Below are 16,704 nucleotides of genomic sequence, written 5' to 3' on the forward strand. Positions count from 1 at the left end.
GATCGTGTCGTTGTCGGCTTCACCGGCCTTCTTGCGATAGCCCAGTTCCTTGAGCTTCGGCAGGTAGGCGTCGACGGCCCACTTGCGCAAGTGATCGCGCTGGGCATCGGTGGTGGCTTCGTTGTGGAGGATCCAGTTGAAGGTGGTGATCGGGGCAGTGAAGACTTCGCGCGTCTTCGAGGCCGTGATCGGCTTGAGCGCCGCCAGCACGTTGCCGGCATCCAGGTCACCATGCAGGAAGGCCGCACGCACGGCATCCGCATAGGCCAGCTGCTCGGCGTCGCTGAGCGTGCCGACCACCTTGCTCAACGCGGCGAGGTCGGTCTTGCTCTGTGCAAAGCGGTAATAGCCGCGGCCATTCGCATTCGGCAGCACCCAGGTGCCCTTGGCCGCATCGTCCAGCACCATCGTACCCGTGGCCTGGTCGAGTAGTTCGCACTTGACCTTGTTCGCACCACCGGCCGTGCCGTAACGCACGCACATCGGCACGCCCCACACGCGGCTGGCGTCGCCCGTACTGCCCAACGGCAGGTAGCGGCTCTGGGTCAGGTGCAGGACGGTCTTGCCGCCTTCCACCTTGACCTCGGTGGTGACGTAGGGCACGCCCGACTGGTCGAGGAAGCTACGGAACGCCTTCTTGAACGCGTCGCCCTGGCCAGCAGCCTCGGCGATCGAATCGATCAGGTCGTCGGCCGTCGCGTTGGCGAACTTGTGCTTCTGGATGTAGGCACGCATGCCCTTCTGGAACACCGGATCGGTGACGTAGCCCTCGAACATGCCGAGGACGGCGGCGCCCTTCTGGTAGGTGATGCCGTCGAACGCGGTTTCGATGTCGCCGTTGCCGGTGATCGGCTGGCGGATCTTGCGCGCACTGACCAGGCTGTCGTTGTTCATCGCACCCTGGGCGCCGCGTACGCGATCGAGGTCGGCGCGGTATTCCGGGTGAACCTTGGTGGTGACCTTCTGCTGCATCCAGGTGGCGAAGGCCTCGTTGAGCCAGAGGTCGTCCCACCAGGCCATGGTCACGGTGTCGCCGGTCCACTGGTGGGCCAGCTCGTGCGCGTTGACGTTGAACGAGCCGCGCACGTACTGCGCCGCCGAATCCGGATCGATCAGGAGGAGCCAGTCGCGGAAGGTGACCAGGCCCGCATTCTCCATGGCGCCGGCGCTGAAATCAGGCGCGGCGAGCAGATCGAGCTTGTCGTACGGATAACCGAACCCGTAGTAGTCCTCAAGCGTGTGGATGATCGCATTGGTCTCGCCCAGCACGTGCTGCATGCGATGGCCTTCGCCCTTGGCGGCGATACCGCGCAACGGCGTAGCCGTCGAACGGAACTCGGTCGGCGAGATGTCCGGACCCTTCACGACGTCCCACGGACCGACGGCGAACGCGACCAGGTAGGTCGGCAGCGGCTTGGTCGTGGAGAAGGTGAGCGTCTTCCAGCCGGCGCCCGCTTTTTCTTCCTTCACCTGGGCGGTGTTCGCCACACCCTGGTCGTCGGCCGGAATCGTCAGGCTCAGGTCGAACGGCACCTTGAACGACGGCTCATCGAAGCCCGGGAACGCATAACGCGCGGAGACCGGCTCCATCTGCGTCATCGCGTACGGCACGCCTTCGTGCGAGACCTTGTACAGACCCTGCAGCTGCTTGTTCAGCGGCGCAGTGAACTCGATCGCCAGGGTGATCTCCTGCGGCTCGAGCTTGGCGCCGAGGTCGACGCGAGCGACACCTTCTTTCTCGGCAGCCACGGTGTACTTGCCGACGTGTTTCTTGCCGGCGGCGTCGGTGACGGTAACCTTGGACACCGTCAGGTCCTTGCCGTGCAGCCAGATGAAGTCCGAGGCCTGGCTCAGCTTGATCTTGATGACCGTCGAGCCCGAATAGTTTTCCTGCTTCGGATCGACCTTGAAGGCCAGCTTGTAGTTTTCGGGCTGAGCCCAGGTAGGCAGGTGGCCGAGGGGCGCGGCGGCGTCCGTGCCGGCGGCGAAAGCGGCGCCACAGCAGGCGGCAAGCGCGGTGAGAACGAGAGGGCGGACGAATCGACGCATGGTGGGTGGGACTCCCCTGTGGGTAATCGCCCATCCTGAGAACAGGGATGACCTTCGACACAGTGCCAGAAGGCACCCCTGTCCTCGCTGCGTTGCGTCATTCCGGCCGCGGAGGCCTCAGAGTTCGACGATCGGCTTGAAGCCACCGAAGAACATCCGCTTGCCGTCGAAAGGCATGTTCTTGGGGTCCATATACATGGCAAATCGCGGATCTTCCATGATTTTCTTCATGATCCGGTCGCGTGAGCGCTTGTTCTCGTAGACCACCCAGGAGAACACCACGGTCTCGCCCGCTTTCAGTTTCACCGACTGCGGAAACGACGTGGATTTTCCCGGCTTGACGTCATCGGCCACGCATTCGTTATAGGAAAGGGCCCCGTATTCCATCCAGATCTTGCCGGCTTTGCGGGCCATCTTCTTGTACTCGTTCATGYGGTCCAGTGGCACGGGTAGAACGAAACCGTCGACGTAGCTCATGGTGGAACCCTCCCGGGGTGGATGTTCGGGGAGCGTCTCCCATAACGAAGAAAGGCCGCGTTAAACGCGGCCTTTCTTTCTGGACCGCTGCCGCGGGATCGCCGATGAATCGGCTCCTACAACGGCGTTAGCCCGGTGGGTCTGCGAATCAGCCTGCCGCGTCGGCCTGCTCGAGGACCACGGCGACGCCGTGGATCACCGACGCGATGCGGACGGCGCTCTGGATGGCCTGGACCGAAATGCCACCGTCGCGCAGCACCTTGTCGTGCGAGTCGATGCACATGCCGCAGCCGTTGACGGCCGACACCGCCAGCGAGACCAGCTCGAAGTCGTTCTTCGCGTCGCCCTTATAGGCACCGATCACGTTCATGCGCAGCTTGGCCGGAATGGTGGCGTATTCCGGGTGGCTGACCAGGTGCTGGAAGCGGTAATAGATGTTGTTCATGCCCATGATCGCGGCCGAACCCTTGGCGGCGGTCAGCTGCTCCGGCGTGGCGTGCTCGGCGGCGAACGCGGCGATGGCTTCGGTCAGCGGCTTGTAGCGCGCCGAGAAGGCAGCGCCGAGGGCGACCATCGAGATCTGGGCGAGGTTGAGGCCCGGGGCTCCCGCTTCGCTCAACACGGAGTCGAGGTTGAGCTTGAGGTCCTTGGCGTATTCGGGAAGCTTGCTGCGAAGATCGGCGACGCTCATGGGATGCACCTTGTCTTGGATGAGGAATGGGGCGCGGAATGGCTCGGCGCGCACGGCACCGGTTCACGCGGGACACGGGGGACGTGTCGGTGAGGCGGTAGGTCTTAGAAAAGAGGCGGTGAAGCGAACTTCACCGCCTCTCGGGTAGCCCGCGCCACGCGGGGGAGGGAGCGTTTGCGGCGCGGGACTTACGACCGGTGGAGCCTTAGGCGACCTTGAGGGTCTCGTCGCCGGACTTCCAGTTGCAGGCGCACAGCTCGTCGGTCTGCAGCGCGTCGAGCACGCGGAGCACTTCGTCCGGATTGCGGCCGACGGAACCGGCGGTCACATAGGCGAACTGGATCTCGCCGTTCGGATCGACCAGGAAGGTCGCGCGCTGGGCAACGCCTTCGTCGGTCAGGATGCCGAGAGCCGTGGTCAGCTCCTTCTTGATGTCCGCAACCATCGGAAAGGTGAGGTCCTTCAGGTCAGCGTGGTCCATGCGCCAGGCGCGGTGGACGAACTCGGAGTCGGTCGAGACAGCCAGGACCTGGCAGTCACGGTCGGCGAACTTCTCGTTGAGGTCGCTGAAACCCTTGATCTCGGTCGGGCAGACGAAGGTGAAGTCCTTCGGGTAGAAGAACACGAGCTTCCACTTGCCTTCGTACGACTTGTCGGAGACCACGGTGAAGGCGTCTTCGATCTTGTTCGCGAGCGGGCCGCCGTCGACAGCCTTGAGGTTGAACTGGGGGAACTTATCGCCAATGCTCAGCACGTTTGACTCTCCGTTGAGGGTGGTTTGAACTCTGCGCGCGCTCGTATTGCCGCGACTGAAACGTAAGGTTAGCGGGCCCGGGCATATATCTCAAATCGATTGTAGACATCAATGTGATAGGCTGGCCCTATCGAAACCGAGTCGAGCCCGTCGCCATGAACCTGCGTGACTTGTCCTACCTCGTTGCCCTGGCCGAGCATCGCCATTTCGGTCGCGCCGCCGAAGCCAGCTTCGTCAGCCAGCCCACCCTCTCCACGCAGATCCGCAAACTCGAGGACGAGCTGGGGGTGGCCCTGGTCGAGCGCACGCCGCGAAAGGTGCTGCTGACTGAAACCGGCCGTGAGATCGCCCGGCGGGCGCGCGGTGTGCTTTCGCAGGTCGACGAGATCAAGTCGATCGCCCAGCGCACACGAGACCCGGAGTCCGGAACGATCCGCCTGGGCATTTTCCCGACCCTCGGCCCGTACCTGCTGCCGCATGTCATCCCGCACCTACGCCAGCGCTTTCCGCGACTGGAGCTGCTGCTGCGCGAGGAAAAAACCGAGCAGATCCTCGGCATGCTGCGCGAGGGCGCGCTCGACGCGGGCATCCTCGCCCTGCCCATGCACGACGATTCACTGCACGTCGAATTCCTGTTCGAAGAGCCCTTCGTCCTGGCCGTTCCGGACAATCATCCGCTCGCCGGGCGGCAGTGCCTGAAAATGGAAGACCTCTCCGACCAGAACCTCCTGCTCCTGGAGGACGGACACTGCCTGCGCGACCAGGCCCTCGAGGTCTGTCACCTGGCCGGCGCCGGTGAAAAGACCGGTTTCCGGGCCACCAGCCTTGAGACGCTGCGCCAGATGGTCTCGGCCAACGTCGGCATCACATTGATGCCGATCCTGGCGGTAAAGCCGCCCGTGGCCCAGTCCGGCAATGTCCGGTTGATCGAATTCGAAAGCCCGGCGCCCAGCCGCCGCATCGCGATGGTCTGGCGCAAGAGCTCGGCGATGACGCCGTTCTTCACCGCCCTTGCCGAGGTGATCCGCGACGTGCCAGCCGAGCTGTTCAACGCACGCGAATGCGTCACGCGTCAACCGGAAAGCCCGCCAGCCGTTGCCCTTCCATCCTCCTGACGGTTTTCCGATAGATGCGCGTTTGGCTAGTCGTCCTGCTCCTGCTCTGCGGCCTGGGCGCGTACTCGTGGTGGCACAAGCGACCCGTGCACGCGGCAGCCGGCGTGCTCGCGGGCGACGTACCCAGCCAGAGGGACCTGGGCCAGGGGCCACAACTCACACGTGGCCACTTCTCGCTGGAGCCCCGCGCGAAGTTCGCCATGACCGGCCGGGTGCTCTCCCGCGAGGACTATCAGCTGGACGACCTCGCACCGATCGCACCCACCGACCTTGCCCTGGGCTGGGGCCGGATGTCGGATAGTTCAGTGCTGGACAAGATCCGGATTTCCCAGTCCAACCGCTTCTACTTCTGGTACACCGACCACTTCCCGATCCCGCGCCACGAGATCGAGGATTCCAGCGCCAACATGCACATGATCCCGGCCAACGACACCGTGGCGCGCGAACTGAGCGCGGTGCGCCCCGGGGAAGTGATCCATTTCGAAGGCTTCCTCGTCGACGTCAAACGCGACGACGGCTGGCACTGGAATACGTCACTTACCCGCGAGGACACCGGCGCGGGCGGCTGCGAGATCGTCCTGGTCGAAGACATCCACGAAGCGAACCACTAGCCGCCGATCAGCGCGTGCAGGGGCGCCGTGCCGGACCATTTGGCACGGCCCTGCAGGCCGGCCAGCTCGATGACCACGCTGGCGCCGAGCACCTCCGCGCCCAGCCGCTCGACCAACCGACGCCCTGCTTCGAGCGTGCCGCCGGTCGCCAGTACGTCATCGACCAGGATCACCCGCTCGCCCGGCGACAGCGCCTGGGTACCAATCTCCAGGCGGTCGTGACCGTACTCCAGCCCGTAATCGACACCGACGATCGGCGGCGGCAGCTTGCCTGCCTTGCGTAGCGGGACGAAGCCAGCACCGAGCGCCCGGGCCATGGCGGCACCGAAGATGAATCCGCGCGACTCGATGCCGCAGACGGCGCCAATACCCAGGCCCTTCCACGGCGCGCACAGCGCGTCGATGCAGGCGCCGAACGCGTCGGCGTCGGCAAGCAGGGGGGTGATGTCCTTGAACATGATGCCCGGACGCGGAAAATCGGCAACATCGCGGACAAGGTCGGTGATGGCCTTCGAAACATGGGCCTGCATGGCATTGATCCTGAAAAGTGTCGCGACGCTCAGGCCGGAAGGGTGGCGGCGCCGAAATCGTCGTCGGAGGCCGCGGCGGCGCGCGCCTCGGCCAGTTGCCTGTCGATAACGCGAACGATCGCTTCGGCCGCGTCCGCGGCCGCCTCGGGAACCATCACGGCGAGGAAATCCCGTGCCGGAAGTTGCCCGACCGCGCCAGTCAGGAACTCTCCGGCAATGAAGGCGGGAATCTCCGCCTGCTCGAGCGCATTCTTCACCAGATGGGCGTCGATCAGGGATTCGGCGTGGTAGGCGATACGCATGAGAGCAAGCTACCTGCGCCGCCGCCCGGCGGCAAGGGTTACGCGCCTAAGGTAAACTCGGACGTTTGCCGCGCCCCACCCTCTGAGTCCTTTGCGATGTCGACCGAAACGCCCGTCCTGCAGCAGCACTTCATCGGCCAGATCGTCCGCGAGGACCTGGCTTCCGGCAAACACAAGGTGATCCACACCCGCTTCCCGCCGGAGCCCAATGGCTACCTGCACCTGGGCCACGCCAAGTCGATCTGCCTCAACTACGGTCTCGCCACCGAGTTCGCCGGCACCTGCAACCTGCGTTTCGACGACACCAACCCGTCGAAAGAAGACGTCGAGTACGTCGACGCCATCCAGCGCGACGTGAAGTGGCTGGGCTTCGAGTGGGCCGAGCTGCGTCACGCCTCCGACTACTTCGACGTGTTCTACCGCTCGGCGCTCAAGCTGATCCGCCTGGGCGTCGCCTATGTGGACGACCTCTCGGCCGAGGAGGTGCGCGAGTACCGCGGCACGCTGACCGAGCCGGGCCGCAATTCTCCCTATCGCGACCGCTCCATCGACGAGAACCTCGACCTGTTCCAGCGCATGCGCGCGGGCGAGTTCGCTGACGGCAGCAAGACGCTGCGCGCGAAGATCGACATGACCGCAGGCAACATCAACCTGCGCGATCCGGCGCTCTATCGCGTGCGAAAGGTGCATCACCAGAACACCGGCGACGCCTGGCCCATCTATCCGATGTACGACTTCGCGCATTCCCTCTCCGACGCACTGGAAGGCATCACGCATTCGCTGTGCACGCTGGAGTTCGAAGACCACCGTCCGCTGTACGACTGGTGCGTGGACAAGGTCGACCTCGCACACGATCCGGAGCTCTGGCAGTCCCTGGTCGACGCCGGTCTGCCGACGACGCCGAGCAAGCCGCGACAGATCGAGTTTTCGCGTGGCAACCTCAATTACACCGTGATGAGCAAGCGCAAGCTGATCACCCTGGTCTCCGAGAACCTGGTCGACGGCTGGGACGATCCGCGCATGCCGACGATTGCCGGCGTGCGCCGGCGCGGCTTCACCGCCGCGGGCATTCGCCTGTTCTGGGAACGTGTCGGCGTCAGCAAGCAGAACAGCACGATCGACATGAGCGTGCTCGAAGGTGCCGTGCGCGAGGATCTCGATGGCGTAGCGCCGCGACGCCTCGCCGTGATCGATCCGGTGAAGCTGGTCATCACCAACCTCGACACCGCGCACCACGAGTCGCTCACCTTCCCGAACCATCCGAAGGACGACAGCTTCGGCACGCGCAGCGTTCCGTTCTCGCCCGAGCTGTGGATCGAACGCGAGGACTTCGCCGAAGTACCGCCGAAGGGATTCCATCGCCTCAAGCCCGAGGGCGAAGTTCGCCTGCGTGGCGTGGGTATCGTCAAATGCGACGAGGTCATCAGGGACGCGACCGGTGAGATCGTCGAACTGCGTTGCACGCTGGACCTGGAAAGCCGCACGGGCATGCCCGGCGCCGACCGCAAGGTCAAGGGCACCATCCACTGGGTGAGCGCGCGCGATGCCGTGCCCGCCGTGGTGCGTCTCTACGACCGCCTGTTCGACGCCGCCGATCCCGACGACGACAGCGACGGCAAGACCTACAAGGACCACCTCAACCCGCATTCGCGCCGCGTCGTCCACGCGTATGTGGAGCCGGCCGCTGCGGGCGCCGCACGTGAAGACCGCCTGCAGTTCGAGCGCCTGGGCTACTTCGTCGCGGACATGCACGACCACACGCCGGGCACCCCCGTGTTCAACCGTGTCGTGACCTTGCGCGACTCCTGGGCGAAGCAAGCCTGATGCTTTACGCACAAGTCCATCTCACCCTGCCCGCATGGGTCCACGAAGTCGTGGACACCTCACTCACCTATGTGGGTGACGAGGCCAAGGTGGGGCTGGCCATCGCGTTGTCGGGACAAAACATCGATCTCGCTACCGGCGGCCCGTTCGGCGCCGTCGTGTTCGACGGCAACGATCGCATCGTCGCCGTCGGGGTCAATCGCGTGGTGCCGCATGCGTGCTCCGTGGCGCATGCCGAGATGATGGCGTACATGACGGCGCAGCAGCGCCTGCAGCGCTTCCGTCTCAACGAAGATGGCAGTCGCTTCGCTCTCGCCACCAGCTCGCAACCCTGCTGCCAGTGCTACGGCGCCACGGTGTGGGCCGGCGTGGACGAGCTGCTCATCGGTGCACGCTCGGAGGACGTCGAGGAACTCACGCCGTTCGACGAGGGCCCCTTGCCGGCTGACTGGATCGGCGAACTCGAGCGTCGCGGCATTGCCGTGCGCCGCGACATCTGCCGTGACGAGGCGCGCGACGTGCTTCGCCGCTATGGCGAGTCGGGCGCCAGCTATTGAAGCCGGTCTTGCCCGGATGAGCCGCTGGCGGGCCGCCTTGCCGCTGTTACTGCTGCTGATCGCCGGCGCGGTGATGCTCGGCAGCGGCGCGCTCGATCGCTTCCATCCAACCCGGCTGCTCGCCGAGGAAGGCGCCCTGCGTAGTGCCATTGCCGAACATCCCGTGATGTCGCGGCTGGCCTACGCCGGCTTGCTCACCTTGGCTATCGCCACCGGCGTGCCGGGAACCATCGTCATCATCCTCGCGGGCGGGCTGCTGTTCGGTATCGCCCAGGGCACCGCCTTGTCGTCGGTCGCCCTGGTGCTCGGCTCACTGCTGCTTTTCCTGGCCAGCCGCTATGCCTTCGGCACGGGTGGCCGCCAGCCACCGGAACTGGCGACACGCATGCGTGCGGGCTTTGCCGCCCATCCCGTCAGTTACACGCTCGCCCTGCGCTTCATCCCCATCGTGCCGCTCGGCGCGATGACCGTAGCCCTGGCCTGGCTACGTTGCCCGCTGTGGCTCTTCCTGGGTGCGACGTGGCTGGGCGGCACGGTGTCCCTCGTCGCGGAAACGGCCGTGGGCGCCGGCCTCGGCGATACCTTCGGCGGCAGCACGCCGTTCACCCTTGCAAGGCTGCTGGACGGCAGGATCCTGCTCCCCCTGGCGGCCTTCGCCGCGCTCAGCGTGCTGCCGCTGGCGATCAAGAAACTGCGCGACCGTCGCCATCGCCGCGACTGACGCCGACCCCGTTGAACTGCGCTAGGCTGTAGCCTCGCGTCGCCCGGGAGGGGCACGCAAGGGGAGGCACATGCGCGACGTATCGGTGACGTGGCTGGAACGGGTGTGGCGCCGCACGTCGCTGGTGCAGCGCCTGACGTGCGTCGCCCTCGTACCCACCGCCATCAGTGCGGTCCTGCTGGTGACCCTGCTCACCCGGCACCAGATGGACACTCTGCACGAAATGGGGCGTTCCACGGCCGATGCGATCGCCCAGCAGGCCGCCAGTGTTTCCGGCGAGGCGCTGCGTAACGGGGAGCGGCGCGAGATCTCGCACATTTCCCAATCGATCGTCCAGCTGCCGCAGGTGGCACGGGTTCGGATCAGCGACCGCGATGGCGAGATCATCGCGGACCGTGTGAACGGAAGCATCGACGATGACGACAGCCTCACCGTGTCGCGCGAGGTCCTCGACCCGGTCAGTCATCGTGTCGTCGGTTCGGTCACGGTCGACGTCAGCGTCGAGGACGCGATCGCCGCCCAACGAACCAGCGTGCAGAATGCCCTGCTCTGGCTGGCCCTGAGCCTGTTCATCGCGGTGATGATCGGCTGGTCCACCGCGCGCTGGCTGAGCGCCCCGTTGCGCAACCTGGCCATCGCCGTTCGCCAGCTGGGCCTGGGTGACCGGACCGTCGTGGTTCCGGTCACCGACGACACCGAGATCGGCGACCTGCAGCGGGGATTCAACGGTGCCGCTTCCCAGCTCCTGCATGCGCAGATCGGCATGGAACGCGAGATCACCATGGCCACCGAGGAGCTCGCCCGGAAGAACGCCGCGCTCGAGGCGGCAAGCGTGGCGAAGGCGCGTTTCCTCGCCGCCGCATCGCACGACCTGCGCCAGCCGCTCTATGCCCTTACCCTGTTCTCCTCCGGCCTCGCCGTGGACGAGTACGACCCGGTACGCCTCAACCGCATCGCGCACATCCAGGAGTGCGTCGAGGCACTGGATCACCTGTTCAGCGAGTTGCTCGACCTCTCCCGCCTCGAGACCGGCGCCATGCCGGCGGTGCTGCGCGATGTGCCGCTGGATGAGGTGTTCGAGGAGGTGAGCGTGAATTTCCGCATGGTGGCCGAACAGCACGACCTGCGCCTCGTCGTGCGGACCACCGGACTGTGGGTGCGCTGCGATCGCACCATGGTCGCGCGCATCCTCAACAACCTGGTCAGCAATGCGCTGCGTTATACCCGCTGTGGCGGGGTGCTCGTGGGAGCACGCCGGCGTCTCGACGGCAGCGTCCGCGTGGACGTGTGGGATACCGGCCTGGGCATCGCGCCCGAGCATCTCCTGCACATTTTCGACGAGTTCTACCGCGTCGAGAGCGGCCCGGAAGCCGGACGGCCCGAGAGTACGCGGCGCGGGCTGGGCCTGGGCCTTTCCACCGTACAGCGATTGGCGGGCCTGCTCGGCACGCGGGCCATGGTCCGATCGCAACAGGGCAAGGGCAGCGTGTTCTCCATCACGCTGCCGGAAGTGCAGCCGGGCAAGATCGAGCCCCCGGTCGCCGCCGCCACGGCGGGCGGCGGCACACCACGGGACGTCGTCGGCATGCGCGTCCTGGTGATCGACGACGAGCCCAGCATCCTGGCGGGGATCAGCTTCCTGCTCGGCAGCTGGGGCTGCGAGGTCATGACGGCCGAGGACGCGCAGCAAGCGATGGAGGCCGTCCACCAGTGGATGCAGCCGCCGGACATCGTGATTTCCGATCTGAGGCTGCGCGAAGGCACGGGCCTGGACGTGATCGATCTGCTCGATCGCTACTACCGCCGACGCCCCGGCGACCCGCCGCCCTTCGCCCGCGTCCTGATTACCGGCGAGACCCGGGGCGACTTCCTGCGCAACGTCGACCAGACCACCACGCAGGTCCTCTACAAGCCGGTATCGCCGGAACGCCTTCACGATGTCATGGTTTCAGCCTGGACAGTCCATCATGCACCCGTCTGAGCCGGATGGCTGGCTTGCCGCGAGGCGCCCGGGGGGCTATGTTTCGAAGAACGGGGATGCTCGCGACCATGCGGGCGGAGGAGTGGCATGCGTGTTCTGATCGCGGACGATCATCGGCTCATCATCGAGGGCGTCAAGCTCAAGCTGAGTGAGTTGGGTGACAACGTCGAGTTCGTCGAGGCCGAGACGGTTGCCCAGCTTCGCGCGCAGCTCGAACGGCACCCCCTTCCGGATCTCGCCTTGATCGACATGGCCATGCCGGGTGCGAACGGCGGGGTCGATCACATCCGGGAAGCCGTCGAAAAGCTTTCCGATGCCAACGACAAGGTCACTCCCCAGGACAGCGACAGTCCCGACCTGACCGACGATGAGCGCCGCCATGCGGCCGACCTCATCGGAACCCGCACAGCCCATAAGCGTGCCGTCATCGTGCTGTCAGGCACGGAGGACTCCGCCGCCATCCGCCACGTGCTGGACCTGGGCGTGCAGGGCTATATCCTGAAATCGTCTCCGCCCGAGGTCATCCTGAGCGCCGTGCGCCTGGTGGTCGGCGGAGGCATCTACGTACCGCCCGAAGCGATGAGGGCTGCCGCGTCGACCACGACGCCTTTCTTCGCGACCACCAATGGCAGCGACGGACTGACCACCAAGGAGCGCCTGGCGACGGTCCTCACCGAGCGCCAGATCGATGTCCTGAAGCTGCTGGCCAAGGGCCGGCCGAACAAATTGATCGCGCGCGAGCTGGGAATCAGCGAAGGCACGGTCAAGATTCACCTCGCCGCGATCTTCCGTGCGCTACATGTGCGAAATCGATTGGAGGCACTGGTCGCTGCTCAGCACCTGGGCGACTAGCCAGAACATCACCCACGCGGGGCAGGCGCGATGCGGGCAGGCGTGAAGAGCGCGGCGAAAGGGCGACTGCGCGCGTGGTTCGGCGCGTGTGTCCTCTGCGTCCTGAGTTCGGGACCGGTCCTCGCGGCGAGCCCGGCGCAGGGCGATGTCGACCCCACCGCCCCGCTCACCTTCGGCATCCTCCCCATCGGCGGGCCCGCTGAGTCGCTGGAGGCGTGGCGGCCCATGCTCGATGACCTCAGCAAGGCGCTCGCCCGGCCGGTTCGCGCCGTGTCGGTCACGACCTACGAAGGCATCGCGCAAGCCATCAGCGAGCAACGGGTCGACATCGCCTTTCTTTCCGGCCGCCTCGCCCTGGACGCCGTAACCGGGCAGAACATGCAGGTGATTGGCCAGCTCACACGCGGCGACGGCTCCAAGGGCTACTACGCCGTGGTCATCGTGGCCGCCGACTCACGGCTGCGCACGATCGACCAGCTGTTCGCACGGCCGGGCAAGTGGCGCTTCGCCCGTGGCGAGGCACTGTCCGTCTCCGGTTATCTCGTCCCGGAAACCCAACTGTTCGCGGCGCGCAATGTGGACTCGGATACCTTTTTCGCCAGCGTGCACATCGACAACCACCAGAACAACGCGCTGGCAGTCGCCAACGGCGAGGCCGATGTGGCCACCAACAATTCCGCGGACCTGGAGCGCTTCAAACAACATTTTCCCGAGCAGTACGCGCGGCTGCGCGTGCTATGGCAATCGTCGCTCATTCCCCACGCGGTCATCGTCATCCGAAACGATTTGCCAGCGGCGCTGCGCGAGCGGGTGGCGACCTTTATCACCAGCTATGGAAAGGGCAAGGACGGCCCGCGTGAAGAGGCGAACCTGAAGCTCATCCACGATATCAGTGGGTTTGCCCGCGCCAGCAATGCCGTGCTGGTCCCCTTCGTCGATATCGAATATTCGCTGGAGAAGCGCCGGGCCACCAGCGCGCAGTGGGTGAGCGAGGCCGCCCGCGCGGCGCGCTTTCATAAAATCGCGGTCGACCACGATGCCATCGTGAAGCAGCTCGATGGCAAATAGCCGTCCAGCCGGCCTAGGCCGAAAGGTATAGACGGGCAGCCTAGGTCCCCTTGTCTATCGCGCGACGAACGCGCGTTTCATAGATTCGTCATGAGTATGTGCGTTCAGGCCCCCTCATGATCGCGTCGCCGCATCCGCCCGCAAGGCCCGCACCATTGCATCGACAGTTGATCCTTCGGGGATTGCTGCCGATGACACTCGTTGCGCTCGCCCTGGCCGGATCGCTCGGCGTGTTGCATATGCGAGCCTTGTCCGGTGAAGCGCGCACCGTCGCGCGCATTCAGGCGATCCGTCTCGGCGCCTCCATCGACGCGGCCACGGGCGATGACGCCGTTCGCTACGCGTTGAGCCGCGCGCTGTCGCGCAGTGCGCCCACCGAGAGCCTCACGCTCCGCCGCGACGATGCGCCGGATCTGGTCATCGACAGTGGCCGCCAGCTTCCCGCCGGACGTGCGTTGCGCGTGCGCCTGAACACCCCGCAGGGCGAGCTCGAAACCGTTTCCGACGCGACATCGCTCCACGAGCGCCAGGCTGCCGCGGCGTTCATGACCCTGCTGTTGTGCTGTGGGGTACTCGCTATATTCCTGTTCACCCGACGAGCGCTCGAGCGCGACGTCATCGAGCCCATCGAAGGCATGCGCGATCGCATCGATGCCTTCCTCCATCCGCGCCAGTCCACGGTCCGGGCGCAAAGCGGCGGTGAACTCGCCACCATCGATGCCCTGCTCGACGAGCTGGTCGATCTGCGGCGACGCCATGACATGGCCATGGCCGATGCACTGCGCCAGCGACTGCACGACATCGCACGGCATACCCGCTTCATCGAACAGGTCGGCGACCACTTCCGCCAGCCGCTGCAGGCGCTGGCCCTGTTCGTCGCCGGCATGCAGCCGGGTGAAGACCTGCGCCAGCGAGCCGTCCTCGGTCAGATGCGGACGAGCCTGACGCGGCTCAACGAACTGCTCGACGGCTTGCTCGCGATGGCACGCTTCGATGCGGGCGCGGTCGAACCGCGTGCCGTCGACCTGATCACCTCGGATCTCTTCGTTCGCGAACGTGCGGCGATCGACGAGGATGCCCGCCGCCTCGGTGTCGACATTCATTGGCGTGGCGGCCGCCTCCCCCTGCACGGTGACGCCACCTTGCTCGGTGAGCTGATCCACCGCCTCGTCTCGAACGCCGTGATCAGCACCCCGAACGGCCGTGTGCTCGTCGCGGCACGGCGGCGTGGCGACGCCGTCCGGCTGGAGGTTCGCGATAACGGGATGGGCCTGGAACCTTCCCAGCAGGAACGCGTCTTCGAAGAGTTCACCCGACTGCCCGGCCATGCCGGCTACGGCATCTCGCTCGCGGTCGCCCGGCGCATCGTCGATACCCTCGGTGGCAGCATCGGCGTCCGCTCCAGTCCTGGCCGAGGCACACTTTTCTGGGTGCAACTGGATGGCGCCGCGGTCGGACCGCCCGTCAAGGCAGCGTCGGTGCCCAGCCGACATCCGGCGCTCTGATCGCCGCGCATCTGTCGGCGACGACCCGACCAGCGTATCTTTGCGGGAGTACACGGACCTTCCCGAGGATCACTGTCGTGGCGAGCGTCAATTGGTCTGATACGGCGCCGGTCGTGGCGTTCGTCGGTGTGTTCGCAGGAGCGATCGGCTTGCCCGTGCCCGCGATGCCGACCCTGATCGTGGTCGGCAGTACGCTGGTCGCCGCGCGGGATCCCGTCCTGATCCTGATCACGTTCCTCGGCGCGCTCGCGGGCGCCTTTGCCGGCGATGCCGCGTGGTTCCTCACGGGCCGTCGCTTCGGCTATCGCGTACTCGACGGGTTGTGCCGCATCTCGCTTTCGCCCGACACCTGTGTGCGGCGCGCCAGCGGCTTTTTCGAGAAGCGCGGCGTCAAGCTGCTTCTGGTATCGCGGTTCATTCCCGGGCTGTCGCTCGTCGCGATTCCGATCGCCGGCGCGGGCGATACGCGCTTCTCGCGCTTCACCCTTTACGACCTGCTGGGGGCCGCGCTGTGGATCTCGGTCGGGCTGTCGGTCGGCATGCTTTTCTTCCGGCAGATCGACGCCGTGCTGGCCACCCTGAAGCAGTTCGGCCTGGGGATGGCCGCGATTGCGCTGATCGGGCTCTTGCTCTGGATCGGCTTTCGTTACACCCGCCGGGCACTCCTGATCGCCCAGCTACGCAAGAGCCGCATTTCCGTCGACGAGCTCTCGGTGCTCCTGGCCAGCGAGCCCGGTGCGCTGATCGTGGATGTCCGGTCCGCCCTGAGCCGCCGTGACGATCCCTTCGTCATTCCCGGGTCCCGCCTGTTCGACCTGGCCACGGCCGACGCTGCCCTGGCCACCCTGCCTAAACATACGTCGGTGGTGATTTATTGCTCCTGCCCCAACGAGGTATCGGCCGCGAAGGTCGCCGAACGCCTGAGCAAACTGGGTTTCTCCAACGTCCGCCCACTGACCGGTGGCATCGGCGCCTGGCGCCAGGCAGGCCGCGACGTCGAGGCCATCATCGCCACGACCTGAACCGCGGCGGCGCTCGGGTTGTGCCAGCCCCCGTGGGACCACTAAACTAGCCGGCTTCCCGCGCATGGGTCGTTAGCTCAGTTGGTAGAGCAGCGGACTTTTAATCCGTAGGTCGCCGGTTCGAATCCGGCACGACCCACCATTCGCGCCTTTCGTCGCACGTGCAACGCGTGTTTCCCTGACGAAAAACCGGTCTGGATTCTCATGTTTTCCGACTCGTTGGGGCGATACCTTGCGTGCACCTTCACGATTTGGGAGCCGACATGCGTCGGTACAGCACGAAAAGCGACGACGATCTTACCCTCGGCTCCGCGCCCGTCCTTTCCAAAGATGACGCCCCGCGCTGCGGGCCTCTTCAGGAAGCACTCGCCGTGCTTAACGAACGGCTGCACCACGTGTCCGTCACCGTTCGTGATCTGGCGGCACGCCTGACGTTCGCGGAAGACAATATCTCGGACATCCTCCGCCGGCTCGCCGTCATCGAAGAACGCCTCGGTCAGACCGCCACGAAGGCATGGGTTCTCGGGTGCGCCGTGGCGCTCCTGCTGGCCATCCTGGCCGGCACGCTGGGTGGCGTCTGGTGGATGTTCCAGCAGTACATCGGGCCAGTGCTGCGCGCATCCGCCGGCTGAGGCTGCCGCGCTA

17 protein-coding genes and 1 tRNA gene are annotated in these 16,704 nt (G+C 65.7%); 12 read left to right on the forward strand and 6 right to left on the reverse strand.

Features of this window, described 5'->3' with window-relative positions:
- From AC1DYM_RS02065 to AC1DYM_RS02080, 4 genes are all read right to left on the reverse strand, one after another.
- Positions 1 to 2,049 (reverse strand): M1 family metallopeptidase (locus tag AC1DYM_RS02065; protein WP_477335485.1); only part of this gene is annotated, 2,049 nt, incomplete at its 3' end.
- 117 nt (positions 2,050 to 2,166) lie between these two features.
- The gene (locus AC1DYM_RS02070; protein ID WP_477335487.1) at positions 2,167 to 2,526 is read right to left on the reverse strand and encodes a DUF1428 domain-containing protein; all 360 of its coding nucleotides are present in this window, start codon (positions 2,524 to 2,526) and stop codon (positions 2,167 to 2,169) included.
- A 148-nt stretch (positions 2,527 to 2,674) separates the two neighbouring features.
- The gene (locus tag AC1DYM_RS02075) at positions 2,675 to 3,217 is read right to left on the reverse strand and encodes a carboxymuconolactone decarboxylase family protein (protein ID WP_477335489.1); all 543 of its coding nucleotides are present in this window, start codon (positions 3,215 to 3,217) and stop codon (positions 2,675 to 2,677) included.
- Positions 3,218 to 3,422: 205 nt separating this feature from the next.
- A complete protein-coding gene (locus tag AC1DYM_RS02080; protein WP_046968982.1) occupies positions 3,423 to 3,971 on the reverse strand; it encodes a peroxiredoxin in 549 nt (182 codons plus the stop codon).
- 155 nt (positions 3,972 to 4,126) lie between these two features.
- Between AC1DYM_RS02080 and oxyR the strand changes: the two genes are divergently transcribed.
- Both oxyR and AC1DYM_RS02090 read left to right on the forward strand, forming a co-directional pair.
- Complete coding sequence (gene oxyR / locus AC1DYM_RS02085) at positions 4,127 to 5,086, forward strand: DNA-binding transcriptional regulator OxyR (RefSeq protein WP_477335491.1); 960 nt, start codon at positions 4,127 to 4,129, stop codon at positions 5,084 to 5,086.
- A 14-nt stretch (positions 5,087 to 5,100) separates the two neighbouring features.
- Positions 5,101 to 5,697, forward strand: coding sequence for a hypothetical protein (locus tag AC1DYM_RS02090; RefSeq protein ID WP_477335493.1), 597 nt, complete (start codon positions 5,101 to 5,103; stop codon positions 5,695 to 5,697).
- Here AC1DYM_RS02090 and AC1DYM_RS02095 read toward each other — a convergent pair.
- The gene (locus tag AC1DYM_RS02095; protein WP_477335495.1) at positions 5,694 to 6,227 is read right to left on the reverse strand and encodes an adenine phosphoribosyltransferase; all 534 of its coding nucleotides are present in this window, start codon (positions 6,225 to 6,227) and stop codon (positions 5,694 to 5,696) included. The two genes, AC1DYM_RS02090 and AC1DYM_RS02095, sit on opposite strands and share 4 nt — an antisense overlap.
- 29 nt (positions 6,228 to 6,256) lie before the next feature.
- Complete coding sequence (locus AC1DYM_RS02100; RefSeq protein ID WP_477335497.1) at positions 6,257 to 6,529, reverse strand: putative signal transducing protein; 273 nt, start codon at positions 6,527 to 6,529, stop codon at positions 6,257 to 6,259.
- Positions 6,530 to 6,625: 96 nt separating this feature from the next.
- On the opposite strand from AC1DYM_RS02100, the gene AC1DYM_RS02105 reads away from it, so the two are divergent.
- The 10 genes from AC1DYM_RS02105 (at position 6,626) to AC1DYM_RS02150 (ending at position 16,691) form a co-directional block, all read left to right on the forward strand.
- Positions 6,626 to 8,353, forward strand: coding sequence for a glutamine--tRNA ligase/YqeY domain fusion protein (locus AC1DYM_RS02105; protein WP_477335499.1), 1,728 nt, complete (start codon positions 6,626 to 6,628; stop codon positions 8,351 to 8,353).
- Positions 8,353 to 8,910 (forward strand): nucleoside deaminase, encoded by a 558-nt coding sequence (locus tag AC1DYM_RS02110; RefSeq protein ID WP_477335501.1) that lies wholly within the window; start codon positions 8,353 to 8,355, stop codon positions 8,908 to 8,910. The genes AC1DYM_RS02105 and AC1DYM_RS02110 overlap by 1 nt, the downstream gene beginning before the upstream one ends.
- 16 nt (positions 8,911 to 8,926) lie before the next feature.
- Positions 8,927 to 9,631 carry a TVP38/TMEM64 family protein gene (locus AC1DYM_RS02115; RefSeq protein WP_477335503.1) on the forward strand — a complete coding sequence of 235 codons (705 nt, stop codon included), beginning with the start codon at positions 8,927 to 8,929 and terminating at the stop codon, positions 9,629 to 9,631.
- 70 nt (positions 9,632 to 9,701) lie between these two features.
- On the forward strand, positions 9,702 to 11,612 hold the full coding sequence (locus AC1DYM_RS02120; RefSeq protein ID WP_477335505.1) for an ATP-binding response regulator: 1,911 nt from the start codon (positions 9,702 to 9,704) through the stop codon (positions 11,610 to 11,612).
- Between the two features lie 87 nt (positions 11,613 to 11,699).
- Positions 11,700 to 12,464 carry a LuxR C-terminal-related transcriptional regulator gene (locus AC1DYM_RS02125; protein ID WP_477335507.1) on the forward strand — a complete coding sequence of 255 codons (765 nt, stop codon included), beginning with the start codon at positions 11,700 to 11,702 and terminating at the stop codon, positions 12,462 to 12,464.
- Between the two features lie 30 nt (positions 12,465 to 12,494).
- Positions 12,495 to 13,532, forward strand: a complete 1,038-nt coding sequence (gene phnD / locus AC1DYM_RS02130) for a phosphate/phosphite/phosphonate ABC transporter substrate-binding protein (RefSeq protein WP_477335509.1) — start codon at positions 12,495 to 12,497, stop codon at positions 13,530 to 13,532.
- A 191-nt stretch (positions 13,533 to 13,723) separates the two neighbouring features.
- Positions 13,724 to 15,037, forward strand: coding sequence for a sensor histidine kinase (locus tag AC1DYM_RS02135; protein WP_477335511.1), 1,314 nt, complete (start codon positions 13,724 to 13,726; stop codon positions 15,035 to 15,037).
- A 77-nt stretch (positions 15,038 to 15,114) separates the two neighbouring features.
- Positions 15,115 to 16,059: a VTT domain-containing protein gene (locus tag AC1DYM_RS02140; RefSeq protein ID WP_477335513.1), complete on the forward strand. Its 945-nt coding sequence runs from the start codon at positions 15,115 to 15,117 to the stop codon at positions 16,057 to 16,059.
- Between the two features lie 66 nt (positions 16,060 to 16,125).
- Positions 16,126 to 16,201, forward strand: a tRNA-Lys gene (locus AC1DYM_RS02145).
- A gap of 229 nt (positions 16,202 to 16,430) precedes the next feature.
- Positions 16,431 to 16,691, forward strand: a complete 261-nt coding sequence (locus AC1DYM_RS02150; protein ID WP_477335515.1) for a hypothetical protein — start codon at positions 16,431 to 16,433, stop codon at positions 16,689 to 16,691.
- Positions 16,692 to 16,704 lie beyond the last annotated feature (13 nt).

Source organism: Luteibacter sp. P1_D3 (assembly GCF_056406135.1).